This is a genomic window from Actinomadura sp. NBRC 104412 (assembly GCF_030269515.1).
Classification (GTDB): domain Bacteria; phylum Actinomycetota; class Actinomycetes; order Streptosporangiales; family Streptosporangiaceae; genus Spirillospora.
Map to the genome: position 1 here is coordinate 122,493 of NZ_BSTM01000005.1, position 24,922 is coordinate 147,414.

At 72.9% G+C, this 24,922-nt stretch carries 23 protein-coding genes and 3 pseudogenes; 12 read left to right on the top strand and 14 right to left on the bottom strand.

Annotated elements, in window-relative coordinates:
* The first annotated feature begins 47 nt into the window (after positions 1-47).
* The 6 genes from QSK21_RS08580 (at position 48) to QSK21_RS08605 (ending at position 3,894) form a co-directional block, all read left to right on the top strand.
* The gene (locus tag QSK21_RS08580) at positions 48-398 is read left to right on the top strand and encodes a DUF6703 family protein (protein ID WP_285694840.1); all 351 of its coding nucleotides are present in this window, start codon (positions 48-50) and stop codon (positions 396-398) included.
* 61 nt (positions 399-459) lie between these two features.
* Complete coding sequence (locus QSK21_RS08585) at positions 460-1,455, top strand: metal ABC transporter substrate-binding protein (protein WP_285694841.1); 996 nt, start codon at positions 460-462, stop codon at positions 1,453-1,455.
* On the top strand, positions 1,452-2,174 hold the full coding sequence (locus QSK21_RS08590; RefSeq protein ID WP_502871528.1) for a metal ABC transporter ATP-binding protein: 723 nt from the start codon (positions 1,452-1,454) through the stop codon (positions 2,172-2,174). The genes QSK21_RS08585 and QSK21_RS08590 overlap by 4 nt, the downstream gene beginning before the upstream one ends.
* Positions 2,174-3,043: a metal ABC transporter permease gene (locus QSK21_RS08595; protein ID WP_285694843.1), complete on the top strand. Its 870-nt coding sequence runs from the start codon at positions 2,174-2,176 to the stop codon at positions 3,041-3,043. Before QSK21_RS08590 ends, QSK21_RS08595 begins: the two co-directional genes overlap by 1 nt.
* Positions 3,040-3,426: a Fur family transcriptional regulator gene (locus QSK21_RS08600; RefSeq protein ID WP_285694844.1), complete on the top strand. Its 387-nt coding sequence runs from the start codon at positions 3,040-3,042 to the stop codon at positions 3,424-3,426. Before QSK21_RS08595 ends, QSK21_RS08600 begins: the two co-directional genes overlap by 4 nt.
* Positions 3,427-3,468: 42 nt before the next feature.
* Complete coding sequence (locus QSK21_RS08605) at positions 3,469-3,894, top strand: OsmC family protein (RefSeq protein WP_285694845.1); 426 nt, start codon at positions 3,469-3,471, stop codon at positions 3,892-3,894.
* 167 nt (positions 3,895-4,061) lie between these two features.
* On the opposite strand, the gene QSK21_RS08610 is transcribed toward QSK21_RS08605, so the two are convergent.
* Together QSK21_RS08610 and recO are read right to left on the bottom strand one after the other, a co-directional pair.
* A complete protein-coding gene (locus QSK21_RS08610; RefSeq protein ID WP_285694846.1) occupies positions 4,062-4,862 on the bottom strand; it encodes an isoprenyl transferase in 801 nt (266 codons plus the stop codon).
* Positions 4,859-5,644 carry a DNA repair protein RecO gene (gene recO / locus QSK21_RS08615; RefSeq protein WP_285694847.1) on the bottom strand — a complete coding sequence of 262 codons (786 nt, stop codon included), beginning with the start codon at positions 5,642-5,644 and terminating at the stop codon, positions 4,859-4,861. Before recO ends, QSK21_RS08610 begins: the two co-directional genes overlap by 4 nt.
* Positions 5,645-5,835: 191 nt before the next feature.
* Between recO and QSK21_RS08620 the strand changes: the two genes are divergently transcribed.
* Positions 5,836-6,864: a M4 family metallopeptidase gene (locus QSK21_RS08620; RefSeq protein ID WP_285694848.1), complete on the top strand. Its 1,029-nt coding sequence runs from the start codon at positions 5,836-5,838 to the stop codon at positions 6,862-6,864.
* A 61-nt stretch (positions 6,865-6,925) separates the two neighbouring features.
* Complete coding sequence (locus QSK21_RS08625; RefSeq protein WP_285694849.1) at positions 6,926-7,180, top strand: protealysin inhibitor emfourin; 255 nt, start codon at positions 6,926-6,928, stop codon at positions 7,178-7,180.
* A 65-nt stretch (positions 7,181-7,245) separates the two neighbouring features.
* Here the strand turns inward: QSK21_RS08625 and leuA are convergent, their stop codons facing one another.
* From leuA to QSK21_RS08640, 3 genes are all read right to left on the bottom strand, one after another.
* Entirely contained in the window at positions 7,246-8,952 is a 1,707-nt protein-coding gene (gene leuA, locus QSK21_RS08630) for a 2-isopropylmalate synthase (RefSeq protein ID WP_285694850.1), read from the bottom strand.
* A gap of 213 nt (positions 8,953-9,165) precedes the next feature.
* The gene (gene ddaH, locus QSK21_RS08635; protein WP_285694851.1) at positions 9,166-10,029 is read right to left on the bottom strand and encodes a dimethylargininase; all 864 of its coding nucleotides are present in this window, start codon (positions 10,027-10,029) and stop codon (positions 9,166-9,168) included.
* 90 nt (positions 10,030-10,119) lie between these two features.
* On the bottom strand, positions 10,120-10,731 hold the full coding sequence (locus QSK21_RS08640) for a tellurite resistance TerB family protein (protein ID WP_285694852.1): 612 nt from the start codon (positions 10,729-10,731) through the stop codon (positions 10,120-10,122).
* A 121-nt stretch (positions 10,732-10,852) separates the two neighbouring features.
* Here QSK21_RS08640 and QSK21_RS08645 point away from each other — a divergent pair, with 121 nt between their 5' ends.
* Positions 10,853-11,680: a hypothetical protein gene (locus QSK21_RS08645; protein ID WP_285694853.1), complete on the top strand. Its 828-nt coding sequence runs from the start codon at positions 10,853-10,855 to the stop codon at positions 11,678-11,680.
* Here QSK21_RS08645 and era read toward each other — a convergent pair.
* The 4 genes and pseudogenes from era to QSK21_RS36355 all read right to left on the bottom strand — a co-directional run.
* The gene (gene era / locus QSK21_RS08650; RefSeq protein ID WP_285694854.1) at positions 11,671-12,594 is read right to left on the bottom strand and encodes a GTPase Era; all 924 of its coding nucleotides are present in this window, start codon (positions 12,592-12,594) and stop codon (positions 11,671-11,673) included. The genes QSK21_RS08645 and era overlap by 10 nt on opposite strands.
* Before the next feature lie 50 nt (positions 12,595-12,644).
* The gene (locus QSK21_RS08655; RefSeq protein WP_285694855.1) at positions 12,645-15,977 is read right to left on the bottom strand and encodes an ATP-binding protein; all 3,333 of its coding nucleotides are present in this window, start codon (positions 15,975-15,977) and stop codon (positions 12,645-12,647) included.
* An 81-nt stretch (positions 15,978-16,058) separates the two neighbouring features.
* Positions 16,059-17,096, bottom strand: a complete 1,038-nt coding sequence (locus QSK21_RS36350; RefSeq protein ID WP_502871531.1) for an MMPL family transporter — start codon at positions 17,094-17,096, stop codon at positions 16,059-16,061.
* Between the two features lie 42 nt (positions 17,097-17,138).
* Positions 17,139-18,296: pseudogene (locus QSK21_RS36355) on the bottom strand (MMPL family transporter); the annotation flags it as partial.
* A gap of 129 nt (positions 18,297-18,425) precedes the next feature.
* Here QSK21_RS36355 and QSK21_RS08665 point away from each other — a divergent pair.
* A complete protein-coding gene (locus tag QSK21_RS08665; RefSeq protein WP_285695090.1) occupies positions 18,426-18,749 on the top strand; it encodes a cytidine deaminase-like protein in 324 nt (107 codons plus the stop codon).
* 45 nt (positions 18,750-18,794) lie between these two features.
* Here the strand turns inward: QSK21_RS08665 and QSK21_RS08670 are convergent, their stop codons facing one another.
* From QSK21_RS08670 to QSK21_RS08690, 5 genes and pseudogenes are all read right to left on the bottom strand, one after another.
* Positions 18,795-20,138, bottom strand: coding sequence for a hemolysin family protein (locus QSK21_RS08670; RefSeq protein ID WP_285694857.1), 1,344 nt, complete (start codon positions 20,136-20,138; stop codon positions 18,795-18,797).
* A 43-nt stretch (positions 20,139-20,181) separates the two neighbouring features.
* Positions 20,182-20,661 (bottom strand): rRNA maturation RNase YbeY, encoded by a 480-nt coding sequence (gene ybeY / locus QSK21_RS08675; protein ID WP_285694859.1) that lies wholly within the window; start codon positions 20,659-20,661, stop codon positions 20,182-20,184.
* A 26-nt stretch (positions 20,662-20,687) separates the two neighbouring features.
* A pseudogene (locus QSK21_RS08680) lies at positions 20,688-21,035 on the bottom strand (PhoH family protein); the annotation flags it as partial.
* A 990-nt stretch (positions 21,036-22,025) separates the two neighbouring features.
* Positions 22,026-22,739 (bottom strand): annotated as a pseudogene (locus QSK21_RS08685) (PhoH family protein); the annotation flags it as partial.
* A gap of 186 nt (positions 22,740-22,925) precedes the next feature.
* Positions 22,926-23,270 carry a histidine triad nucleotide-binding protein gene (locus QSK21_RS08690; protein ID WP_285694860.1) on the bottom strand — a complete coding sequence of 115 codons (345 nt, stop codon included), beginning with the start codon at positions 23,268-23,270 and terminating at the stop codon, positions 22,926-22,928.
* Positions 23,271-23,652: 382 nt separating this feature from the next.
* Here QSK21_RS08690 and QSK21_RS08695 point away from each other — a divergent pair, with 382 nt between their 5' ends.
* Positions 23,653-24,240 carry a SigE family RNA polymerase sigma factor gene (locus tag QSK21_RS08695; protein WP_395106986.1) on the top strand — a complete coding sequence of 196 codons (588 nt, stop codon included), beginning with the start codon at positions 23,653-23,655 and terminating at the stop codon, positions 24,238-24,240.
* Entirely contained in the window at positions 24,237-24,914 is a 678-nt protein-coding gene (locus tag QSK21_RS08700; RefSeq protein ID WP_285694862.1) for a hypothetical protein, read from the top strand. The genes QSK21_RS08695 and QSK21_RS08700 overlap by 4 nt, the downstream gene beginning before the upstream one ends.
* Positions 24,915-24,922 lie beyond the last annotated feature (8 nt).

The window sequence follows — 24,922 nt, forward strand, 5'->3', positions numbered from 1 at the left end:
CTGGCACCGGCACCATCCTCGAGCGGACGGCGGCTACGTTGGGGCCCGTGAAGGGACGCGCGAACGTACCAGGCGGGGCGGGCCGCCCCCGCGGCCGGGAGAGGCAAGGGCAGACGCGGCACGAGGGGCTGCGCGGCGCGATCGAGCGCCGGAGCGCCGCGCCGCTGGTGTTCCTGGGCGGGCTGCCGCGCTGGCTCCTGCTGGTGGTGATCTGCGGGCTGCTGGTGGCCGGCATGGCCGGGACCGGCTGGGTGGGCGCGTCCGGGCTGCTGGTCCTGCTGGCCGTGCTGGCCTGGTTCGCCTACCTCAACTGGCCGGCGCTGGACGTGCGGGGACGGGCGCTGCGGCTGGCGGCGATGGTCGTCCTGGCGGCGTTCGCCGTGAGCCATCTGCTCTAGGCGACTCGTCCCGCTACCGCCTGATTTTGACAACGGTTTTCATTTTGGCCACACTTGGGGGGTGCTCACCATTCGCGTCCCTCGTGGTCCCCTCGGGTCCCCCCGCGCCCCGCGCGGCTCCGTCCGCGTCGCCGGGCTGGCCCTCACCGGGCTCGCCGTCCTGGGCGGGACGGCCGCCTGCGGCGGCTCCGGCACGTCCGGAGGGGGCGGCGGACGATCCGAGATCGTCGCCTCGTTCTATCCGATGGCCTGGGTGGCCGGTAAGGTCGCCGGTCCGGACGGCTCCGTCCGGACCCTCACCAAGCCGGGCATCGAGCCGCACGACCTCGAACTCACCCCCCGCCAGGTCGCCGACATCGGCAAGGCCGACTTCGCCGTCTACGTGAGAGGCGTGCAGCCCGCCGTGGACGACGCCGTCGCCGAGCACGCCAAGGACAAGTCCCTGGACGCCGCGACCGTGGTCAAGACCCTGCCGCCGCCGACCGGCGAGGAGGAGGAGCACGGGCACGGCGAGGAGGGCCACGCGGACGAGGAGCCCACCTTCGACCCGCACATCTGGCTCGACCCCAGCCGCCTGGCCACCGTGGCCACCGCGCTGGGCGACCGGCTCGCCGCCGCCGACCCGCCGCACGCCGCGGGCTACCGGTCCCGCGCCGCCGCGACCGCCGCCGAGCTGAACCGGCTGGACGAGGAGTTCCGGACCGGCCTGGCGTCCTGTACGCAGAAGACGATCGTGACCGCGCACGCCGCGTTCGGGTACCTCGCCGACCGGTACGGCCTGCGGCAGGTCTCCATCGCCGGGGTCGATCCGGCCGCCGAGCCCTCGCCGCGGCGGCTGGCCGAGCTGACCCACCAGGTCAAGGCGGCCAAGGCCACCACGATCTTCACCGAGACGCTGGTCAGCCCGCGGGTCGCCGAGGCGCTCGCCCGCTCGGCCGGGGTGCGGACCGCGGTGCTCGACCCGGTCGAGGGCGTCGCGCCCGGCTCCTCCGCCGACTACCTCTCGATCATGCGCAAGAATCTCGCCACCCTGAAGCCCGCACTTGGATGCTCATGAAGCCCTTTCTGCCCGATCTGCGCCCCGACGGGCCGCCCTTCGCGATGAGCGGCGGCGAAGTCCGTCTCGACGGCCGCGACGTGCTGCGCGGCATCGACCTGGTGGTCGCGCCCGGTGACCTGCTGGCCGTGCTCGGCCCCAACGGCGCCGGCAAGTCCACCCTGGTCAAGGCGCTGCTGGGGTTGCTGCCCCTGGCGGCTGGCCGTACCGAGATCTTCGGCGTCCCGCCGGCGCGGTTCCACGGCTGGCAGCGGATCGGGTACGTCCCGCAGCGGCTGCGCGTCGGGGGCGGGGTGCCCGCCACCGTCCGCGAGGTCGTGGCGTCCGGCCGGGTCGCCCGGCAGTCGCGCTGGCGCCCGTCCTCGGCCGCCGACCGGGCCGCGGTGGACCGCGCCCTGGAGATGGTCGGGCTCACGGGCCGCGCCCGCGACTCCGTCCACCAGCTGTCGGGCGGGCAGCAGCAGCGGGCGCTGATCGCACGCGCCCTCGCGGGCGAGCCCGACGTGTACGTGATGGACGAGCCCATGGCCGGGGTGGACGCGGCCAGCCAGGCGGCCCTGGCGGACACGCTGCGCGAGCTGGCCGCCGAGGGCCGGACCGTGGTGCTGGTGGCGCACGAGCTGGGCCCGATCGAGCCGCTGATCACCCGTACCGTCGTCCTGGACCACGGCCGTGTCGCCCGCGAGACGGGCCGCGCCACGGCGGGGAGCGTCGCGTGATGGCCGACATGCTCCAGTACGACTTCATGCGGATCGCGCTGGCGATGGCGGTGCTGATCGGGCTGGCCGCGCCGGCGATCGGCACGTTCATCGTCCAGCGCGGGCTGTCGCTGCTGGGCGACGGCATCGGGCACATCGCGCTGACCGGGATCGGGCTCGGGCTGCTGACCGGGTCCTCGCCGGTCCTGGTCGCGCTGGTGGTGTCGGTGCTGGGCGCGGTCGCGATCGAGGTGCTGCGGGAGCGCAGCCGCAGCGGCGCGGACGTGGCGCTGGCCCTGCTGTTCTACGGCGGGCTGGCGGGCGGCGTGATCCTCACCAACGCCCAGGGCGGCGGCGCGAGCCTCCAGTCCTACCTGTTCGGCTCGATCAGCAGCGTGTCGGCGACGGACCTGTACGTGGTGGCGGGCCTGGCGGCGGCGGTGCTGGGCGTGGTGGCGCTGTTCGGCCGGGAGCTGTTCCTGCTCTGCCAGGACGAGCAACTGGCCAGGGCGGCGGGCCTGCCCACCCGGTTCCTCAGCGTGCTGGTCGCCGCCACGGCCGCGGTCACGGTGGTGATCTCGATGCGCGCGATCGGGCTGCTGCTGGTCAGCGGGCTGATGATCGTCCCGGTGGCGGCCGCGCAGCAGCTCACCAGGGGATTCCGCGCCACGATGCTGCTGGCGATGGCGATCGGTGTACTGTCGGCGGTGTCCGGGCTCGCCGGGTCGTTCCAGTACGACCTGCCGCCCGGACCCTCGATCGTGCTGCTGGCGCTGGCGTTGTTCGTGATCGCGGTGATCGGGGGCGCGGTGCTGCGGCGCAGGCGCACGGTCGTCTCGCCCGCCGCTCCCGCGCGAGTGGAAGCCGAGGCGGAGGTGGTACGGGGATGACAACGACCCGCCGGAACGCGGTACGCGAGGCGCTGGCCTCCTGCGAGGGATTCCGCAGCGCCCAGGACATCTACGCCGACCTGAGGGCGGACGGCTCGAAGATCGGCCTCACCACCGTCTACCGGGCGCTCCAGGCGCTCAGCGACTCCGGCGAGGTGGACGTGCTCCGCACCGCCGAGGGCGAGGCCGTCTACCGCGCCTGCCGGTCCGAGGAGCACCACCACCACCTGGTGTGCCGCTCGTGCGGGCACACCATCGAGGTGGAGGGCCCGGCCGTGGAGAAGTGGGCGGAGGCCATCGCCGCCGAGCACGGGTTCGTCAACATCACCCACACCGTCGAGGTGTTCGGCACCTGCGGCGACTGCTCCCGCGCCGCGACCTGACCTTCCCGGCCGTTCCGGGCCCGATGCGCGACAATCGACCTCATGGCTACGACACGTATCGCGAACGCGCGCTGGGAAGGCCCGCTGATCGGCGGCCAGGGCCGGGTTTCGCTGGACTCCTCCAACATCGGCACCTTCGAGGTCACCTGGGCGTCCCGGGCCGAGCAGCCCGACGGGCGCACCAGCCCCGAGGAGATGATCGCCGGTGCCCACTCGACGTGCTACTCGATGGCCCTGTCGGCGGGCCTCGCCGGGGCGGGCACTCCCCCGGAGACCATCGACACCAAGGCCGAGGTGACCTTCCAGCCCGGCGAGGGCATCACCGGGATCCACCTGACCGTCCGCGCCTCCGTCCCGGGCATCTCCGCGTCCGACTTCGAGAAGGCCGCCCAGACCGCCAAGGAGAACTGCCCGGTCAGCAAGGCCCTGACCGGCACCAAGATCACCCTGGACGCCGCCCTGACCTGACCGCGCCCACACTGGGGGGTGCAGGGGGCGAAGCCCCCTGCCGGGGGTGTCGGGGGCAGAGCCCCTGACCGCGGCGAAAAGGCCGCGGCCCGAAGCGAGCCCTGCGAGCGTAGGGACGCGGCCGCCGCGTCCCCGGGGGGGGCGTGGGGGGTCGCCCCCCCACACGGTCACGCGTGGGGGGTTGCTCCCCCCACAGGATTCGGCAGTGCGCCTCCGTAACGGCGGTCTCGGGAGGCGTAGATCTCGCAGGCGTGCCAGAGGTGCCTGCGGTCGAAGTCGGGCCACAGGGTGTCGAGGAAGACCATTTCCGCGTAGGCCGACTGCCAGATGAGGAAGTTGGAGGTGCGCTGCTCGCCGGAGGAGCGCAGGAACAGGTCGACGTCGGGGATGCCGGGCTCGTCGAGGTAGCGGGCGAAGACCTTCTCGGTGATCTTGTCGGGGTTGAGGCGGCCGTCGCGGACGTCCCTGGCGATGGCCGCGGCGGCGTCGGCGATCTCGGCGCGGCCGCCGTAGTTCACGCAGAACTGGAGGGTCAGGACGTCGTTGTCGCGGGTCATCTCCTCGGCCGTCTCCAGCTCGCCGATCACGCTGCGCCAGAGCCGGGGGCGGCGGCCCGCCCAGCGCACCCGTACGCCCATCGCGTTGAGCTGGTCGCGGCGGCGCCGGATCACCTCCCGGTTGAAGCCCATGAGGAAGCGCACCTCGTCCGGTGAGCGCTTCCAGTTCTCGGTGGAGAACGCGTACGCCGACAGGTAGGGGATGCCCAGCTCGATCGCGCCCATGATCACGTCGAAGAGGGAGCTCTCCCCCATCTTGTGGCCTTCGGTGCGGGGCAGTCCCCGTTCCTTGGCCCAGCGGCCGTTGCCGTCCATCACGATGGCGACGTGCCGGGGCACCAGGTCGGCGGGGATCGCGGGCGGGCGCGCGCCGTCCTTGTGCGGTTCCGGGGGCTGAACGGCCCTTCTCAAACTGACTCCCTGTCGCTCGGGTCCGGGGTGCGGTCGCGGGCCTGCGCGGGATCCTCCCGCTCCACGTGCCGCAGGGATCTGATGCCGTGCTCCAGGTGCCATTGCAGGTAGGCCGCGACCAGGCCGCTGCACTCTACCCGGTGCCGGGGGTCGCTCCCGTCGGCGTACTCCCAGTCGCCCCGCAGCAGCGCCAGCATCAGCGCGAACGTCGGCGGGGCGGGGGTCGCGGCGCCGGGGCGGCGGCAGCGCGCGCAGACGGCGCCGCCCGCGGCGATCGCGAAGCCGCGCAGCCGGCCCCGGTCGCCGCACCGGCAGCACTCGTCGATCGCCGGTGCCCAGCCCGCCACCGACAGCGACCGCAGCAGGAACGCGTCCAGGACGAGCCGAGGGTCGTGGGACCGTTCGGCCAGCGTCCGCAGCCCGCCCACCAGCAGGAGGAACTGGCGCAGCGCCGGTTCGCCCTCCTCGGCGGTCAGCCGTTCCGCCGTCTCCAGCATCGCCGTCCCGGCCGTGTAGCGGGGGTAGTCGGTGACGAGCTGTTCCCCGTACGGCCGCAGCGTCTCGGCCTGGATGATCAGGTCCAGCGAGCGGCGCTCGTAGAACTGGAGGTCGACGTGGGTGAACGGCTCCAGCCGCGCCCCGAACCTGGATTTGGTCTTGCGCACTCCCTTGGCCGCCGCGCGGATCCGGCCGGAGCGGCGGGTGAGCACCGTGATGATGCGGTCGGCCTCGCCCAGCTTCTGGGTGCGCAGGACGATGCCCTCGTCGCGGTACAGGCTCACGTCCCCATTGTCCCGCATCCGCCGTGTGCGATCACCACGGCGCGGTGGCGGCCGGGTGGCGGAAAGGCCCATCCGTCGCACCCCGGCCCCTACCTCCCGAGAGCTGTCCATCACGGTATGTGACCGGAATTGGTCGTGAGAGTTGCGCGGAACCTGTGGCCTCGCTCACAACGAGCTGTCAGCGTGTTGGCATGAGATGCACCATCGTGCCCCCACACATGCTGGAAAGGGTCGCCGAAGCCGCCGAGAACCCGGCGCTGCGCGACCTCGCCCAGCGCTCTCTGGAAATCAGCATCGCGCAGCGTGACGCCCGTGTCTCCTTCGCGGCCGTGCCCCCGGCGCCCAGCGCGGACTTCACACCTGAACGAACCGTTCACAACGCCAAGAACCAGGAGCGGCTCCCCGGGGAGAAGGCCCGTGGGGAGGGCGATCCGGCCACCGGTGACGGCGCCGTGGACCAGTCCTACGACTGGCTGGGCGTGACCTTCGACTTCTTCGAGGCGGCCTACCGGCGCGACTCCATCGACGGCGGGGGGCTCCCGCTCGTCTCCACCGTCCACTACGGCCGCGACTACCAGAACGCCTTCTGGGACGGCCGGCAGATGGTCTACGGGGACGGCGACGGCGAGCTGTTCCTGGGCTTCACCGGCCCGCTCGACGTCACGGGGCACGAGCTGGTGCACGGCATCACGCAGTACACCGCCAAGCTGGAGTACCGGGACCAGCCGGGCGCGCTCAACGAGTCCGTGTCCGACGTCTTCGGCTCCTGCGTCAAGCAGTGGCATCTCGGTCAGACCGCCGACGAGGCCGACTGGCTGATCGGCCAGGGCCTGCTCGCCGAGGGCGTCAACGGCGTCGCGCTGCGGTCGCTGAAGGAGCCCGGCACCGCCTACGACGACCCGAGGCTCGGCAAGGACCCGCAGCCGGGTCACATGGACTCCTACAACCACACCCGGCGCGACAACGGCGGCGTCCACATCAACTCGGGCATTCCCAACCGCGCCTTCTACCTGGCGGCCACGGCGATCGGCGGCCATTCGTGGGAGAAGGCCGGACGGGTCTGGTACGAGACGCTGACCGGTGGCAAGATCTCCGCCACGACGGACTTCGCCGGGTTCGCCGCCGCCACCGTCGCCACGGCGACCGAGCTGTACGGGGGCGAGGCCGCGGAGACCCGCGCGATAAGGGACGCATGGACGGGGGTAGGCGTCCAGCAGTGAGCGCAGGCGCCGCCGCCGCGGCGCCTCACAGGTGACCGGGAGAGGGCGACCGGGAGAGACGGTGAAGGTGACAGTGGTTCGCAGCGGGGGGTTCGCGGGGATCGAGCAGCGCGGGCAGTCCGACAGCGCCACCGATCCCATGCTGGCCGGGCTGGTCGACCGGGTGGATCTGTCCGCCGTGCCGCCGCCCGGCCGGATCCCCGACCAGTTCCTGTACGACATCGACATCGACGGCGACACCACGACCGTCGGGGAGGCCCAGCTGAAGGGGCCGTTGAGGGAACTGGTCCATCACGTGCTGGGGCAGGCGCACTGAAAGCGTGTCATCGCACTGAGGGCGTGTCATCGCGGGGTCGCCCGCGATGACACGCCCTCGCGGGTTCATGATGCGCGCGCCACCCGGTTGACGGCCGACAGGATGGCCTTGAGGGACGCGGTGACGATGTTGCCGTCGATGCCCACACCCCAGACGGTGGTGCCCTCCACGTCGCACTCCACGTAGGCGGCGGCGCGGGCGTCGCCGCCGGCGCTCAGCGCGTGCTCGGCGTAGTCCAGCACCCGGACGTGGACGCCGACGGAGGCGAGGGCGGACTCGAACGCCGACACCGGGCCGTTGCCGACGCCCTCGATCTCGCGGATCTCGCCGTCGATCCGGACGTCGCAGCTCAGCATGTCCTTCTCGTCCACCCGGGAGGACGCGCGGTGCGCCAGAAGGCCGACCCGGGGGCCGTTGGACAGGAACTCCCGCTCGAAGATCTCCCACATCCGTTCGGGCGTGACCTCGCCGCCCTCGGTGTCGGTGTGCCGCTGCACCACCCGGGAGAACTCGATCTGCAACCGGCGGGGCAGGTCCAGCGCGTGCTCGGTCTTCATGATGTAGGCGACGCCGCCCTTGCCGGACTGGCTGTTGACGCGGATGACCGCCTCGTAGGTGCGGCCCACGTCCTTGGGGTCGATCGGCAGGTAGGGGACCTCCCAGCGGAACTCGTCCACCGGGACCCCGGCCGCCTCGGCGTCCCTGGCCAGGTGGTCGAACCCCTTGTTGATCGCGTCCTGGTGAGAGCCGGAGAAGGCGGTGTAGACCAGGTCGCCGCCGTAGGGGTGCCGCTCGTGCACCGGTAGCTGGTTGCAGTACTCGACGGTGCGGCGGATCTCGTCGATGTCGGAGAAGTCGATCTGCGGGTCCACGCCCTGCGTGAACAGGTTCAGGCCCAGCGTGACCAGGCAGACGTTGCCGGTGCGCTCGCCGTTGCCGAACAGGCAGCCCTCGATGCGGTCGGCGCCGGCCATGTACCCCAGCTCGGCCGCGGCCACCGCGGTGCCCCGGTCGTTGTGCGGGTGCAGGGACAGCACGATCGAGTCGCGGTGGGCCAGGTTGCGGTGCATCCACTCGATCTGGTCGGCGTAGATGTTCGGGGTGGCCATCTCGACGGTGGCCGGCAGGTTGATGACGACCTTCCAGTCCGGGGTCGGCTTCCACACGTCGTTGACCGCGTCGCACACCTCGACCGCGTACTCCAGCTCGGTGCCGGTGAACGACTCCGGCGAGTACTGGAAGAGGATCTCGGTGTCGCCCATGTCCTCGGCCAGCTTCGCGCACAGCTTGGCGCCCTCGACGGCGATCGCGGTGATCCCGTCCTTGTCCTGGCCGAACACCACGCGGCGCTGCAGCGTGCTGGTGGAGTTGTAGAGGTGGACGATGGCCTGCCTGGCGCCGCGTACCGACTCGAAGGTCCGCTCGATCAGCTCCGGCCTGGCCTGGGTCAGCACCTGGATCACCACGTCGTCCGGGATCAGGTCGTCCTCGATGATCTGCCGGATGAAGTCGTAGTCGGTCTGGCTGGCGGCGGGGAAGCCGACCTCGATCTCCTTGTAGCCCATCCGCACCAGGAGCTGGAACATCCTCAGCTTGCGGTGGGAGTCCATCGGGTCGATCAGCGCCTGGTTGCCGTCCCGCAGGTCGACCGCGCACCAGCGCGGGGCCTCGGTGATCACCTTGTCCGGCCAGGTGCGGTCCGTCAGCCTGATGGGGGAGAACGGGCGGTAGCGCTCGAACGGCATCCCGGACGGTTGCTGCTGCGGATACATGATGGTTGCGATTCCTCTGCTCGATCCCTGCGGCCGACGATCAACGTCGCGGAGCGAAGCCGTGCACGGAGAGGTCCCGCAGCGGGGGTGCCGACCGTTATGGGGCCCCGCTGCGGCCGCTAAGGAGGAGCAGCTCGCGCAGCACGGTCGTCAAGCTAACAGATCACGCGCCCGTCACGGAAACCCATCCCGCTATCTGAGACGATACGTGTCCTACGTCACACAGCCGTCACACAGCCGTCGACTCGCCATCGCGGACCCCGCGGCCCCGTCCGGGCGGCCACCGGGGACCAGGACGGAAAGGCAGGTCACACACCCCTCCAGTGCCTCGAACTCGCCGATGTCGACCGTGGTGACCCGCCAGCCGTCGGCCCGCAGGAGCTCCGCGGTGCGCGGCGCCGACGCGGCCATCAGCACGTGCTCCGGGCCGAGTATCACCATGTGGACGCCGGTCGGCTCGGGCACCACCCGCAGGTAGGGGACGACGGAGGTGTCCACATGGTCGGGCAGGCCGATCAGGGAGCCGTCCGGCAGCGCCGACATGGCCGACTTCAGGTGCAGCACGCCGTCCAGCGCGACGGGCACGACCCGCCGCCCGCCCAGCAGGTGCGCGAGCCGGCAGACGCCCTCCTCGTTGGTGCGGAGGCCGCGGCCCACGTAGACGGTGTCGCCCACCTGGAGGACGTCGCCGCCGTCCAGGGTGCCGGGCTCCTTGATCCGGTGCACCCGCAGCCCGAGGTCCCGGGCCGCCCGCTCGGCGCCGGGCAGCTCGGCGCGCCGTCGCGGCGCCCCCGACCGGCCGAGCACGGCCACGTCACCGGCCACCACCAGGGTGTCCTCCACGAACACCGCGTCAGGGCAGTCGTCAGCGGGTTCCACCTCGTGGATCGACCAGCCGGCGTCGCGTACGGCGTCCACGTACGCGGCGTGCTGGCGGCGCGCCAGCGCCACGTCGACCGGGCGGCGCTCGACATGGGTGACGATGCCGTCGGCGAGGCGCGGCCCGGGGCGCCTCACCAGCGCGATGCCGGACTCCCGCGGCCTCCCGCCGGGCGCCGGACCCGTCCTGTCGCCCATCGCGACGCTCCCGTCAGCAGGGGATTCGCGTGCACGGCCACTCTGATCGCACCGGAGGCGTCCCGCAACCCCGGCGGGCGGCCCGGCGTGTCAGCGCGCCGCGCCCTCCGCGGTGACGATCACACCGAGCGCGTGGGCGCGGGACATGCCCAGCAGGTCCGCGACCCGGTTCAGGGCCTGGCGTTCGGCGTCGCTCAGGGGTCCGTCGGCCAGCCCGACGCGGGCCGCCTGCGCCAGGAACCACTCCTTGGCCTCCGGTGTGAGCTGCGCGCCCGCCATGGAGACGCGCTGTTCGTGGTGGGCGGCGTCGGTTCCCAGGTCGGCGTCGAGGTCCCGGTCGCCGTACCCGTGCTCCCCGTACCCCTGGACGGCCTCGGCCGCCCGCGCCCGCGCAGCGGGGTTCGCCGCGCCACCGGCCCGCAGCACCAGCGCCGCGGCGGCGCGCATGCCCGCGGGCAGTGTCGCGGCCAGCTCCCGCGCGGTGGGCGCGTTCAGGACGTCGGTGGTGTACCGGGTCTTGCACGACCGGCACTCGACCACCTCGCCCACGCGCGTGAGCGGGATCACAGGGACGAAGAACAGGGTGAACCAGCGCCGTCCCGACCGGAGCCGGTACGGGCGGTCGCCGCCGTCGCGCGGGCAGTGGAAGGTCCCCTCGCCGACCGTGCGGAAGAACACCGACAGGCCGAAGATCAGAAACACCGGGACTCCCCCTCCGAAGCGGCCACCGCCCTCCAACCTACCGACCGATCCTCGCCGTCCGCGGACCGATCCTTGACGCGCGCACCGCCGTCCGGCCCGTCGCGGCGCCTACGCTGAGAACATGAGTGACGAGCAGGCTCCCGAGGGTGACCGGACGCGCGACCCGCGGACCCGCCCGGCGTTCCTTCCCCCTCTGGACGAGCAGGGCCGGTACGGGGGGTACCCGCCGCCCCCGTACCCCACGGGGTACGCGGCGCCGGCGGACCCGGCGGCGCACGGCTCCGCCTGGAACATCGGCGTGATCGTCGCCGGCGCGGTGCTGCTGGTCTCGGCCTTCCTGCCCTGGGCCCAGGCGCGGATCTCGATCGACCTGTTCGGCCGGGTGCTGACCCGCGACCTGGGCAGCGTGACCGGGCTGGAGGCCGACAACGTGGTCGTGGCCGTTCCGGTGCTGGCGATGATCTCGATCGCCATGGCGTTCTGGGGGATCATCGGCCGCGACACCCGCAGCTCCGCCTTGGCCGCGATACCGGGGGCGCTGTCGCTGCTGGTGTGCGGGCTGTTCGTGCTGCGCCTCGACCAGATCAAGGACCGGCTCGCCGCCGAGGAGCTGTCGGTCGGCTACGAGGTCGCCGTGATCATCGGCTGGTATCTGGCGGTGGCGATGTCGCTGCTGGTCATCGGGTTCAGCCTGGCCCGTCCCCTCACCCGCCGCCTCGCCTCCGTCCGCCCGCAGGAGGCCGTGCCCGCGTACGCCGCCGCCTTCCCCGCTCCGGACGCCGGCCACGATCCCGCACCCCCGGCGCACAGTGAGGCGCGGCCGGAGGCCCAGCCGCAGGCGCAGTGGCCGCAGGAGCAGTGGCCACAGGCTCAGCGGCCGCAGGAGCAACCCCAGAAGACCGGTGAGCAGGGGCAGTGGCCCGGCGCTCCGGGCGCCGGTCAGTCGTAGAAGCCGAGCCTGCGGAGCTGCTTGGGATCGCGCTGCCAGTCCTTGGCGACGCTGACGCGCAGGTCGAGGAAGACCTTCGTGCCCAGCAGCGCCTCGATCTGGGTACGGGCGCGGGTGCCCACGTCACGCAGCCGGGCGCCCTTGGTGCCGATGATGATCCCCTTCTGGCTGGGGCGCTCGACGAACAGGTGCGCGTACACGTCGATGAGGTCGTCGCGGCCCTCCCTGGGGGCCATCTCGTCCACCACCACGGCGATCGAGTGCGGCAGCTCGTCCCGGACGCCCTCCAGCGCGGCCTCCCTGATCAGTTCGGCGACCAGGATCTGCTCGGGCTCGTCGGTGAGGTCGCCCTCCGGGTAGAGGGGCGGTCCCTCGGGAAGGTGCCGGATCAGCAGGTCGCCGACCAGCTCGACCTGGAAGCCGCTCCGCGCCGAGCAGGGGACGATGTCGGCGTAGTCCCCCAGCCCGGACACCGCGGCGAGCTGCTCGGCGACCCGCTCCGGCGGGACCAGGTCGGTCTTGGTGACGATCGCCAGCACGGGTGTCTTCTTCACGTTGGCCAGCTCCCGGGCGATGAACCGGTCGCCGGGGCCGATGGGCTGGTCGGCGGGCACGCAGAAGCCGATCACGTCCACCTCGGTGAGGGTGGAGCGGACCAGGCTGTCCAGCCGCTCGCCCAGCAGGGTGCGGGGCTTGTGCAGGCCCGGCGTGTCCACCACGACGAGCTGGGCGTCCGGCCGGTGCACGATGCCGCGGATCGCCCTCCGGGTGGTCTGCGGGCGGCTGCTGGTGATCGCCACCTTGGTGCCGACCAGGGCGTTCATGAGGGTCGACTTGCCCACGTTGGGCCGCCCGAGGAAACAGGCGAACCCGGACCGGTACCCCCCGGCGGTCTTCTCTCCCGGCGTCGTCACAGCATCAATTGTCGCGTACCCGGCGGGACGGATCGTCCGGCGCGGGCATCTCAGGCCGCCGGAGTGCCCAGGGAACGCAGCGCGTCGCGGGCCAGGGCGGACCAGTGCGCGGAGCCGACCCGGTCCGCCACCCCGGCGGCGCGGCGGTAGTGGCCGGCGGCCTCGGCGGGACGTTCCAGGAACGCCGCCAGGTCGCCGAGGACGTGCGCGACCGGGCCGTAGGCGACACAGCCGGTCGCGGTCCCGGCGACGCGGTCGCGGTACTCCAGCAGGTCCTGGTACGTCCGTTCCGCCACGCGGCGGTCGGCGAGCGCGACGGCCCGGCGCCCGCGCAGGCTGAGGAGCAGGTCGTAGAAGTAGTCGTAGCGGACGCCCGCGGCGGCGTCCGCGACGACCCGCGCGGCCTCGCCGGGACGCCCGGCGCCGATCAGCGCGAGGCCGTAGATCTCGGCGGTGGCCCCGACGTGCCGCCAGCGTTCCCACATCCATCGGGCCTCGTCCACCAGTTCGCCCTCGCGGCCCTGCGCGAGCCGCCCGCAGAAGATCCCGAGCATGGCCATGCCGCGCTCGTTGTTCCAGACGGAGGTGTCCTCGAAGTGCGCCGCGACCGACCAGTAGGCCCGCTCCGCCTCGTCGAAGTCGCCGGTGAGGGCCCGGGTGAGCGGCTCGGACCAGCGGGCGATCTTGGCGAGCAGCGGCAGCCCGTACCGCTCGGCCAGCGCGATGCCCTCCCGCTGGTGCCGCCTGCCCGCCTCAAGGTCGAGCATGCCGATCGCGGCCTCCTGGAGTTGCAGGCGGGCCAGCACCTCGTACAGGCCCAGGCCGTGCTCGGTGGCGATGCCGAGCAGCTCGGTGGCGATGCCGTGCCGCTGGGTCAGCCCGCCGGCGCGGCGGTAGCTGTTGAGGAACCGGCCGTTGAGGGCGACCGCCAGCAGCTCGGGACGGCCGATCTCGCGCGCCAGCCGGACCGCCTCGGCGGACGCCTCGTCCCCGCGCTCGTCGCGCTCCCCCTCCAGCTCGATCGCCAGGCTGGTGAGCAGCCGGACCCGCGGCTCGCCCCCCGGCACCTCCGCCAGCGCCCGCTCGGCGATGTCGACCAGGTCCCAGTCGACCGTGCCGTACTCGCGGTTGGTCCACAGCGTCGGCACGTCGAAGCTGGTGATGACGCGGCTGATCAGCTCGATGTCGCCCAGCTCGCGGGCCGCGCGCAGGGCACGCCGCCTGCGCTCGCGCCCCTCGGCGACATCGCCCGCCAGCGCCTGCGAGCGGATCGCGGCCGACTCCAGCTCAAGCCGGTCACGCAGAGCCTCGCGGCCCTCGCCGCGCATCAGGTCGGCGGCGCGGATCCACAGGTCGGCGGCGACCCGGTGGGCGAAACGGGCCTCGGCGGCCTCGGCGGCCGGCCGCGCGTACCGGACGGCCCTGGCGGGGTCGGCGCGCGACTCCAGATGGTGGTGGGCGAGGGCGGCGACGTCGCCGGGACGGCGGCGTTCGAGCGCGTCCGCGACCCGCCCGTGCAGCCGGGTGCGCCGGGCGCGCGACAGGCCGGTGTACAGGGTGTCCCGGACGAGGGCATGCGCGAACCCGACCCGTCCAGGGCCCGGCTCGGTCAGCAACCCGGCGGCCAGACCCGCGTCGACCGCGTCCAGGACCGTGTCCTCGTCGCCCCCCGACACGTCGATGAGAACGTCGAGGTCGGCGTCGCGTCCCACGACCGCCGCGTGCCGCAGGACGTTCTGGACGGGCTCGGCCAGCCCGGCGATGCGGCGCCGCAGCACGTCGCCCACCCCGGCCGGGACGCGGCGGGCCGCGGCGGACACCCCCTCCGCCTCCAGCAGCCGTGCCGTCTCCCGGGTGAAGAACGGGTTCCCCCCGGTCCGCTCGGCGATCATCGCCAGCTCGGCGTCCCCGACCTCGACGGCGCAGGTGGCGCGGACCAGCGCGGCCACATCCTCGGCGGCCAGCCCGGTCAGCTCCAGCCGCAGCGGCTCCCGCCGGGCCAGCGCGGCGAGCGCGTCCGCCAGCCGCTCGGTCGCCTCCGGCGGCCGGAAGGTGCCCACCAACAGGACGGGACGGTCGCGCAGCCGGTCCGGAAGCGCCGTCAGCAGCGCGAGGGTCTCCTCGTCCGCCCAGTGCAGATCGTCCAGGACGAGCAGCAGCGGCGCGCCGCCCGCCGCGACCGTGGCCAGGTAGTCGCCGACGGCCAGATGGAGCCGGAACCTGCCGGTGGTCACGTCCGCGCCCTCGCCCGCCGGTGCGGTGTCGGTGAGCAGCGGGGCGAGCCGTCCCGCCAGGTCGCCGCCGGGCGGGACGGCGGCGGCCAGCCCGCGCAGCAGCTCGGCCCACGGCCAGGCGGCCGGGGCGCCGCCGGTCTCCGCGGCGCGGCCCCACGCGGCGGTCCAGCCCCGGTCCGCCAGCTCGCCCGCCAGGCGCTCGGCCAGGGCGGTCTTGCCCATGCCCGCGTCGCCGCCGATCAGGACGAGCCCGCACCGGCCCGCCGCCGCGTCCCGCGCCGCGTCGATCACCCGGTCCAGCTCGTCCCGCCGCCCGACGAACACCGTCCCAGGACGCGCCGGCCCGCGCCCGCGGGCGATCCGGAGGCGTGGCCGCGGCGCGCCGATGAGGCCCGGGTCCTGGGCGAGGATCCCGGCCTCCAGGCGGCGCAGCTCGGGCCCGGGATCCACCCCGAGCTCCTCGGCCAGCACCGTCCTCGCACCGCGCAGCGCGGCCAGCGCGTCGCCCTGGCGGCCCGTCCGGTAGAGGGCGAGGGCCAGCAGCCGCCAGGCTTCCTCGCGCAGCGGATTCGCCGCCGCGTGCGCCTCCAGGTCGGGCACGGCCTCCGCGGCGGCGCCCAGGCGCAGCATCGCCTCGGCGCGCCGCTCCGTCGCGATGCGCCGCCGCTCGTCCAGGCGGGACGCCTCGGTGACCGCCCACGGCAGGTCGGCGAACTCGGCGTACGCGGGTCCGCGCCACTCGTCCAGCGCCGCCTCCGCGCTTTCGCGGGCGCCCGCGGCGTCGTCCGCCGCCAGCCGCTCCGCCGACACGTCGACCAGCGACTCGAACCGCCAGGCGTCCACATCGTCGTCCACGAGCCGCAGCGCGTACCCCGGAGGCGCGGTGACCAGCACCCGCGCCGGCGTGCGCGGCGGCCGCCCCGGCTCCAGGGCGCGCCGCAGGTGCGACACGAACGACTGCAACCCCGCCGGGGCGCTGAGCGGCGCCTCCCCCGGCCACAGATCCTCGACCAGGCGGTCGGCCGGGACCATCGCGCCGCGCGCCGCCACAAGCCTGGCCAGCACCGAACGCTGACGGGGGCCGCCCAGATCGGCGAGGCCCCCGTCCACCCACACCTCGAAGGTGCCCAGTACCCGCACGCTCGCCATGTCCCGGCCAGCCTAAACCGGGACCCTCCCGAACCTTGGCCCACCCTTGGGACAGGAGGCGGGCGCGCACCGCGCCCCAGGTCAGGCCGGGCTCGGCTCGCGCTCCCTCTCCGGGGCCGCCGCGGGCTCGACACCGGCGCCGTGCGGTTCCAGGGTCGGCAGCAGCCGGTCGAGCGGGCGCGGCAGCCACCAGTTCGCCCGTCCCAGCAGGGCCATCGTGGCCGGGACGAGCACCAGCCGCACCACGGTGGCGTCCAGCGCGACCGCCACCGCCAGGCCCACGCCCATCTGCTTGACCACCAGCCCCGGATCCAGCGCGAACCCGAGGAACACCGCCACCATGATCAGCGCGGCGCTGGAGATCACCCGGCCGGTGACGGCCAGTCCCGTCGACACCGACGCCCGCGCGTTGCCCGTACGCAGCCACTCCTCACGCACCCGCGACAGCAGGAACACCTCGTAGTCCATCGACACGCCGAACAGCACCGCGAACATCAGCAGCAGGATGAAGCTGGACACCGGCACGCCGTGCGGCAACCCCAGCAGCTCCGCGCCCCACCCCCACTGGAAGATCGCCGTGAGCGCCCCGTACGCGGCGCCGATCGACAGCAGGTTCATCGCCGCCGCCTTCAACGGCGCCAGCAGCGAACGGAAGACGATCATCAGCATCACGAACGAGGTCGCCACCACGACCCCGATCACCGGCCACAGCCGCTCGTCCAGCACCCTGCTGAGATCCACGTACGCGGCGGTCAGCCCGGTGATCTCCGAGCCGGGCGGCAGCACGTCCGCGCGGACCCGGTCGACCAGGTCCACGACACGCTCGTCCTGCGGGCCATACGCGGGAGTGACCACCACCACCGCGGCGCTCCCGTCCGGCGACACCTGAGGCGGAGCGACCCCCACAACGCCCTCCGTCGCCGCCAGCCGCGCACGCAGACCGGCGATGTCGGGCGATTCGCGCAGGTCCACCGCCACCAGCAGCGGACCGTTCGCGCCCGGCCCGTACGCGTCGGCGACCAGATCGTACGCCTGCCGCGCGGTATTGGACTCCGGCTCGCTACTGGCGTCGCTGGGCCACGTGCGCATCCCCAGCGCCGGAGCCGCCAGCGTCAGCATCAGCGCCAGCGCGGCCAGCAGCCACGGCCACGGATGCCGCCCCACATGCTCCGCCCAGCGCCGCACCCGCGGCGACTCCGCCCGGATCGTGGCGCCCTCCGCCCGGTCACGCCTGCGCAGCACCCTGCGTCCCGCCAACCCCAGAACCGCGGGCAGCAACGTCACCGCACCGGCCACCGTCGCGGCCACCACGATCCCCGTCGCGAACCCCATCGTCATGAACACCGGAATCCGCGACAGCACCAGCCCGGACAGCGCCAGCAACACCGTGAACCCCGCGAACAGCACCGACAGCCCGGCCGTTGCATTGGCACGTCCCGCCGCCTCATGCACGGACAGCCCCTGCGCCAGCCCCTCCCGATGCCTCGTCAGGATGAACAGCGCGTAGTCGATACCGACACCCAGCCCCGTCATCACCGCCAGCGTCGGAGCCGTCGTCGCCACATTCGCGAACGCCGCCAGGATCGTGATCCCCAACACCCCGGCGCCGAGCCCCGCCAACGCCACCGCCAGCGGCAACCCCGCCGCCACCACCGAACCGAACGCCAGCAGCAGGATCACCAGCGCGGCGACCACCCCCACCACCTCGGCGACCCCGTCCGGCGCCGTCACGTTCTCCGGCACCTCCCCGCCGAACTCCACCTGGTTCCCGGCCCGTTCCAGACCGGCCGTGGCGCCCCGCAACCGCTCCAACGTCTCATCAGGCGCCAGATCGGTGACCAGCACGTCATACCGGACGGTGATCAGCGCGGTGGCCCCGTCCCGGCTCGGCACCGCCGGCTCCACCACACTCACATGCGGCAGCTTCGCAAGCTCCCGGCGCGCCCCCTCAAGCCCGGCCGGATCCACCCGGCCCTTACCGGCATGCACCACCACCCGCGCGTCCGCCCCCGACAACGCCGGGAACCGCTCGGTCAGCAGATCCGCCGCCCGCTGCGACCCCGTACCGGCCAGCGTGTAGTCATCCTGCAGCGACCCGCCGGCGACACCCGCCACACCGGCCACCGCCCCGATGACCAACACCCAGGCCACAACGAACCGCCAGGGCCGCAACGCCGCGGCCCGCCCCAGGCGGTAAAGCAATCGAGACATCGATTCCCCCAAAAGAAGCCACCCTTGACGCCCCCACCCTGATCGCTCCCACTTGTCACCAACTTGCGGAGAACTTGCAGAAGCGCACCATCGTGAGGGCTGTGACATATGTGGGGGGCGACCCCCACACCCCCCGATGCGGGCCCCGACACCCCTCGGGGCCTCGCCCCTGCTTGTCTTTGGGTTGCGGCTCGGTCGGCGCTGCTGGGAGGGCTTTAGGCTGGGGCCGTGAGCGAGATGAACCCCGAGGACACCAAGATCATCACCTTGGCCCGCTCGACCCGTGCCCGCGCCGGTGCCGCCGAGGGAGCCGCGGTACGGGACGAGACCGGCCGCACCTACGCCGCCGCCACCGTGGATTTGCCCTCACTCAAGCTATCCGCCCTCCAGGTGGCGGTCGCCATGGCCGTGTCCAGCGGCGCCGACGACCTGGAGGCCGCCGCGGTCGTCTCCACCGCCGACACCGTTCGCCCGGAGGACATCTCCGCCGTCCGCGACCTGGGCCCCAAGGCCCCCATCCTGCTGGCCGCCCAGGACGGAACCCTCAAGAAGACCCTCTGAGCCGATCCCACAGGAGACAAGGGGGCGTAGCCCCTACTACCCGGGTCAGCGGTCACCGCCGCGAGCTCCCGGGCGAGCGGCGGGGTCCGCTGACCCCGCACCGGGGGGTGTGGGGGGTCTCTCCCCCACAGTGACCAGCACAGTTCCGATGCGGTTGCGGCGGCCGGCGATGCTTTCGGCTCGTAGGGTCAATCCCGCGACCGTCGCGGTGGAGCCTTCGATCGGGACGCGGCCCAGGGCGTAGGCGAGGAGGCCGCCGACCGTTTCGACCTCTTCCACGTCGATGTCGACGTCGAACAGTTCGGCGAGGTCCTCGACGGGGAGGCGGGCCGTGACCCTGGCGGTGGTCCTGGCCTCGTCGAGCCATTCGACCCTGGGGGCCTCGACGTCGTATTCGTCGGCGATCTCGCCCACGATCTCCTCGAGGATGTCCTCGATGGTGACGAGGCCGGCGGTGCCCCCGTACTCGTCGATCACGATGGCGAGGTGGATCTGCCGGGCCTGCATCTCGCGGAGCAGTTCGTCGATGGGTTTGCTGTCGGGGACGTAGGTGGCGGGGCGCATCACGGATTCGACGGTCTCCACGGATTCGCCTTCGCGGTTCTCGTCGCTGCGCCGGACGATGTCCTTCAGGTACGCGATGCCGACGACGTCGTCCTCGTTCTCGCCGACGACGGGGATCCGGGAGAAGCCGCTGCGCAGGGCGAGTTTCAGCGCCTGCCGCAGGGTCTTGCCGCGTTCGATGAACACGATGTCGGTGCGCGGCACCATCACTTCGCGGACGAGCGTGTCGCCGAGCTCGAACACCGAGTGGATCATTTCCCGCTCGTCGGGTTCGATCAGGCTGCGCTGTTCGGCGAGGTCGACGAGGTCGCGCAGTTCCGCCTCGGACGCGAAGGGGCCTTCGCGGAATCCCTTGCCGGGGGTGAGGGCGTTGCCGAGGAGGATCAGCAGGCGCGGCAGCGGCCCGAACACGCGGGTGACCGGGTGGATCACGGCGGCGCCGGCGAGCGCCACCCGGTCGGCGTGCTGGAGGCCGAGGGTGCGCGGGGCCACCCCGACGACGACATAGCTGACCACGATCATGATCGCGGCGGCGGTGACGTAGGCGCGCCAGGTCTCGTCCAGCAGGGAGATGCACAGGTCCGCGACGATCACTGTGGCGATCAGCTCGCAGCTGATCCGCAGCAGCAGCACCATGTTGAGGTAGCGGGCCGGGTCGGCGACCACCTCGGCGAGCCGCTGCGCGCCGCGCCGTTCGGCGCGGACCAGCTCGTCGACCCGTACCCGCGACACGCGTGTCAGCGCCGCCTCGATCCCGGCCAGCAGCCCCGCCGTGATCACCAGCCCGACGGCCAGTGCGGGCAGCCAGCCCTGTGCCGAGCTCATCCCGTTCCCCCGGCGGGCGGGGACGCCGCCGGGCGCCCTTCGCTCATCGTCGCCCGCGTTTCTCCCGCCAGGAGCTCAGCAGGTCGTCCTGCAACCCGAACATCTCCTTGTGCTCCTCGGGTTCGGCGTGGTCGTAGCCCAGCAGGTGCAGGATGCCGTGCGTGCACAGCAGCTCCAGCTCCTCGTCGCGGCCGTGCCCGGCGGCGGCCGCCTGGCGTTCGGCCACCGGAGGGCACAGCACCACGTCGCCGAGCAGGGCGGGGTCGGGTTCGCCGTCCTCGTCGGCGCCGCCGGACATGTGGCCGGGCCGCAGCTCGTCCATGGGGAACGCCAGGACGTCGGTGGGGCCGGGCTCGCCCATCCACTTCTCGTGCAGTTCGCTCATCGCGGCCTCGTCGACCAGCAGCAGCGACAGCTCGGCCAGCGGGTGGACGCGCATGCCGTCCAGGACGTGCCGGGCGAGGTCGGCCAGCGCCTTCTCGTCGATCGGCGCGCCGGACTCGTTCAGCACCTCGATGCTCACCGGCGCCGCCCTTCGCCGTCGGTCATCTACCGCCCCCGCTTGCGGGACGAGCCGCCCCTCGCGCCACCCTGCTTGATCGCGGGCACCCGCTGGGCGTCGTAGCGGTTGTAGGCGTCCACGATGTCGGTCACCAGCCGGTGCCGGACGACGTCGTGGCTGCTGAGGCGGCAGAAGTGGATGTCCTCCACGCCGTCGAGGATGTCCTGGACGACGCGCAGCCCGCTCTGCTGCCCGCCGGGCAGGTCGACCTGGGTGACGTCGCCGGTCACCACCACCTTGGAGCCGAATCCCAGCCGGGTCAGGAACATCTTCATCTGTTCCGGCGAGGTGTTCTGTGCCTCGTCCAGGATGATGAACGAGTCGTTCAAGGTGTTGTGGGTGAGGAGGAAGTCCTCGGTGACGTAGAGGGAGTCGGCCGCCGCCACCTGGATGCACACGGCCTCGGCCCGGCCTTCGGGCTCGATGCCGTGAACGAAGCGCGTCGGCCGCCCGCCGCCCGCGGCACGGTAGTCGTCCAGCTTCCGCTGAAGCCGGAACGGCTCGATGTGCTCGGGCAACCGGATGACGAGGACATGGGCATCCCCGCGACGAGGCACGGACCGCCCGGACGCGGTGCCTGCCCGCTGGTGGACGATGCCGCCCAGGGACCTCACGAGGAAGGTGACGTCGTCTCGCAGCCGGGGGGAGACGGTCGTGTACTGGACCTTCCGGGTCCGCCCGCCCCGCCGGCCGGGACGGCCATTCGCGTCGAGCAGTCCTTGCAGGACCGCGAGCCGTACCTCCGCGGTGTTGTGCAGGTACGGCTCCGGGACGAACGTCTCCTCCGGCGCGAGTCCCTGGAGGCCGAGCCCGGCCATGACCGTCTCGACCGGGCGCTCGAGCACCATGGTCCGCCGCCCGTGAGCCGCCCGCTCCGGCCCGATGCCCGAGACGGCGTCCGGAGCCGGGCGTCCGGGCCGGCCGGACTCCGGAACGCTCCCCTCGCCGAGCGACGACCCCAGCGCGTACGGGTCCATCGGCACGTCCCGGGGCGGGAAGGCGACCGGGCCGCTCAGCAGCGGCAGCTCGTACCGGTGGTGGTGGCCCGCCCGGAGGTCGCCGATCATGTCCTTGGTCGTCAGCACGCGATGCGGCTTGCCGCGGCGGCGGTCGTCGCGGGTGCGCACCGCCCAGAGGTGGTCACCGGAGGCGAGGACCGAGGCCCCGTCCTGCGTCCCGACCCGGTAGATGTCCTTCTCGCCCTGCGGGTAGACGCCGATGACCGGGGTCGGCTCCCCGTTCGAGCCGATGACGAGGTCGCCGACCCGCAGGTCGCCGATGGGGCGGAATCCGTCGGGCGTGAGCACCTTGGTGAAGACCGGCTGGCTTCGTCCCCTCATGTAGGCCAGGGGCGCGACCTCGATCGTTCCCGCGGCCATCAGCTTGGGGATGGAGTCGGGATCGACCATGTCGTGCAGCGCGTCGTAGAGGGGCCGCAGGTACGGGTCGATCTTCTCGTAGAGCGTGCCGGGCAGGAAGCCGAGCCGCTCGCCCGCCTCGACCGCCGGGCGGGTGAGGATGATCCGGTTGACCTGCTTGTCCTGGAGGGCGCGGACGGCCTTGGCCATCGCCAGGTAGGTCTTGCCGGTGCCGGCCGGGCCGATGCCGAACACGATGGTGTGCTTGTCGATCGCGTCGACGTACCGCTTCTGGTTGAGCGTCTTGGGCCGGATCGTGCGCCCGCGGCTGGACAGCACGTCCAGGGTGAGCACCTCGGCCGGGCGCTCCTCGGTCTGGTTGCGCAGCATCGCCAGGCTGCGCTCCACGGCGTCCGGGGTGAGCTGGGTGCCGCTCTTGAGCAGATCGATCAGCTCGGAGAACAGCCGCGACACCAGCTCGGTCTCGGATTCGGCGCCGGTCACGGTGATCTCGTTGCCGCGGACGTGGATGTCGCTGTGGAACGCGCGCTCGATGACGTGCAGAAGTTCGTCCCGGGAGCCCAGCAGGCTCACCATCGAGTGGTCGTCCGGCACCACGATCTTGATCTGGGAGCGCGCGCCGGCCTGGCCGGGGCGTCCCGCGTGAGTTGATTCGACCATCAGCCGGGCCTTGCGGCCTCTGTGACCTGCCTTCTCTCGCTGTCGGTGTGTCCCGCGTCTGACCCTTCCAATGGTACTGGCCGCCTCCGGCGGAACGCCGCCGTATTTTCGCTCGCCGTGCCCCGTCCGCGACCGGCGAAACGGCGGCGCGCGTGTGGACGAGGACGGGCGGAGGTGCGGGGGGGATCAGCCGGGCGGCCAGTTCAGGCCGCGGCCGCCCAGGACGTGGGCGTGCACGTGGAACACCGTCTGGCCGGCCTGCGCGCCGGTGTTGAAGACGATGCGGTAGCCGGTGTCGGCCACTCCCTCGTCCACGGCCACCTGGCGGGCCTCCCGGAGCAGCTCGGCCAGCAACTCGGGGTCGGCGTCGGCCAGGTCGCCCACCGTCGCGTGGTGCTCGCGGGGGATGACCAGGACATGGGTCGGCGCCTGCGGGTTGATGTCGCGGAACGCGACCGTCCCCGCGGACTCGCGGACGATCTTGGCGGGCACGTCCGCTGAAACGATCTTGCAGAACAGGCAGTCGGTCATCGCTCTCCTCCCGCGACGTGCTGTCCGGAGATCCTAGCGGGGCGGCCCCCGCGCGACCTGCCGTGACCGGCGGGACGCGCCGTGAGCATCGTGCACAAAGGTGGCCGTGAGCATCGTGCACAAAGGTGATCGAGCCGTGTCCGGTTCCGACCCTGCCAGGGGCCCCGCTCGATTAGGGTGGTCAGCCCAGGCGTACCCCCGGCTCGTCGGCACAGCGCGCTCTCGCACGACCGGTCGGTCCGTCTTTCCAGCGGCCCGCCGGGACGACCGCCCGGAGCGAGCGGCCGGGGTGCGGTGAAGGCGGCGGACAGGTGACCCAGGAAGAGACAGCACGGCCTGCCCTTTCGTACGGGGCGTTCACGTGACCGAGGCAAGACAGCAGATGCCGTTTCGTAAACCCGACGACGAGGGCGCGCGTCCCATTGACGTGACCGAGACCCTCGTGGCCAGGGGCACGGCTGGGGCTGTTGCCGTGGCCTGGGACGCCGACCAGGCCGTGACCGCTCTGTACAGTGCCAACTACCGGTCGCTGGTACGGCTGGCGGCCATGCTGGTACGTGACTCGGGGACGGCCGAGGAGGTCGTGCAGGACGCGTTCGTCGCCATGCACGGCGGGTGGCGGCGGCTGCGCGACCCCGACAAGGCCCTGTCGTACCTGCGCCAGTCCGTGGTCAACCGGTCGCGCTCGGTGCTGCGGCATCGCGCCGTCGTGGAGAAGTACGCTCCGAAGGGGCTGCCGGACGCGCCGAGCGCGGAGGCCGGGGCCATCGGAGAGCTGGAGCGCTCCGCCGTGGTGGAGGCGCTGCACCGGCTTCCCACCCGCCAGCGCGAGGCGCTCGTGCTGCGCTACTACGCCGATCTGTCCGAAGCCGAGATCGCCAAGACGATGGGCATCTCCCGCGGCGCCGTCAAGAGCCACACGGCCCGCGGCATGGCCGCGCTACGCAATATCCTGGAGCAGTTCTCATGACCACCGACCCCCACGACGAGCACGGCGACATCCTCCGCCGCGCCCTGCACGCGGAGGCGGACAAGGTCATCCCGGGGGCGGACGGCCTGGAGAAGATCCGCGCCCGCATCGAGGAGCGCAGCAGGCCCAGGTTCGGCTGGGACTGGTTCACCGTCAACGCGGCGCGCCCCATCGTGGCCGTGGCGGTCGCCGTGGTCGTCACCTGCGTCGGCGTCACCGCCCCGCAGGCCATCGAGTTCATCCAGTCCACCGCGAACCACGGTCCCTCCGGCGATGACGGTGGCGGCAGCGCCCACGGCAGCGACGCCACGCGGGGCCTGCCACCCGACGTCCGGCCGACCGGCCCCACGCGGCCGAGCGGCGAGGGGGATCCGAGCACGGCGGGGTCGCCGTCGCCCGCGGCCTCGCCCGGGACCGAGGCCTGCGGCGCGCAGCCCCCGGCCACCGCCGCGTCGCCGTCACCGAGCGGCGCGCCCGAGGCGGGCGCCTCGGGGCAGGCCGCTCCCCCGTCCCAGCCGTGCCCGGCGACGACCCCTCCGCCGACGCCGCCGACCAGCACGTCCCCGGACCCCGGCGTCCCGACGGATCCGGATCCCGACCAGCCGACGGATCCGCCCACGACCGAGGCCCCGGCCGGTGGGGGCCAGTCGGCGGAGCAGCCCGCCGGTCAGTAGCCCGGCTC

Excerpts from the sequence above, each read along its gene's own strand:
- QSK21_RS08645 (WP_285694853.1), top strand. The coding sequence starts at position 10,853 with ATGAGTGACGAGCAGGCTCCCGAGGGTGACCGGACGCGCGACCCGCGG.
- QSK21_RS08620 (WP_285694848.1), top strand. The coding sequence starts at position 5,836 with ATGAGATGCACCATCGTGCCCCCACACATGCTGGAAAGGGTCGCCGAA.
- leuA (WP_285694850.1), bottom strand. The coding sequence starts at position 8,952 with ATGTATCCGCAGCAGCAACCGTCCGGGATGCCGTTCGAGCGCTACCGC.
- QSK21_RS08655 (WP_285694855.1), bottom strand. The coding sequence starts at position 15,977 with ATGGCGAGCGTGCGGGTACTGGGCACCTTCGAGGTGTGGGTGGACGGG.
- QSK21_RS08700 (WP_285694862.1), top strand. The coding sequence starts at position 24,237 with ATGACCACCGACCCCCACGACGAGCACGGCGACATCCTCCGCCGCGCC.
- QSK21_RS08590 (WP_502871528.1), top strand. The coding sequence starts at position 1,452 with ATGAAGCCCTTTCTGCCCGATCTGCGCCCCGACGGGCCGCCCTTCGCG.
- QSK21_RS36350 (WP_502871531.1), bottom strand. The coding sequence starts at position 17,096 with ATGCTGACGCTGGCGGCTCCGGCGCTGGGGATGCGCACGTGGCCCAGC.
- QSK21_RS08690 (WP_285694860.1), bottom strand. The coding sequence starts at position 23,270 with ATGACCGACTGCCTGTTCTGCAAGATCGTTTCAGCGGACGTGCCCGCC.
- QSK21_RS08695 (WP_395106986.1), top strand. The coding sequence starts at position 23,653 with ATGCCGTTTCGTAAACCCGACGACGAGGGCGCGCGTCCCATTGACGTG.
- QSK21_RS08600 (WP_285694844.1), top strand. The coding sequence starts at position 3,040 with ATGACAACGACCCGCCGGAACGCGGTACGCGAGGCGCTGGCCTCCTGC.
- QSK21_RS08665 (WP_285695090.1), top strand. The coding sequence starts at position 18,426 with ATGAACCCCGAGGACACCAAGATCATCACCTTGGCCCGCTCGACCCGT.
- QSK21_RS08670 (WP_285694857.1), bottom strand. The coding sequence starts at position 20,138 with ATGAGCTCGGCACAGGGCTGGCTGCCCGCACTGGCCGTCGGGCTGGTG.
- ddaH (WP_285694851.1), bottom strand. The coding sequence starts at position 10,029 with ATGGGCGACAGGACGGGTCCGGCGCCCGGCGGGAGGCCGCGGGAGTCC.
- QSK21_RS08605 (WP_285694845.1), top strand. The coding sequence starts at position 3,469 with ATGGCTACGACACGTATCGCGAACGCGCGCTGGGAAGGCCCGCTGATC.
- QSK21_RS08595 (WP_285694843.1), top strand. The coding sequence starts at position 2,174 with ATGGCCGACATGCTCCAGTACGACTTCATGCGGATCGCGCTGGCGATG.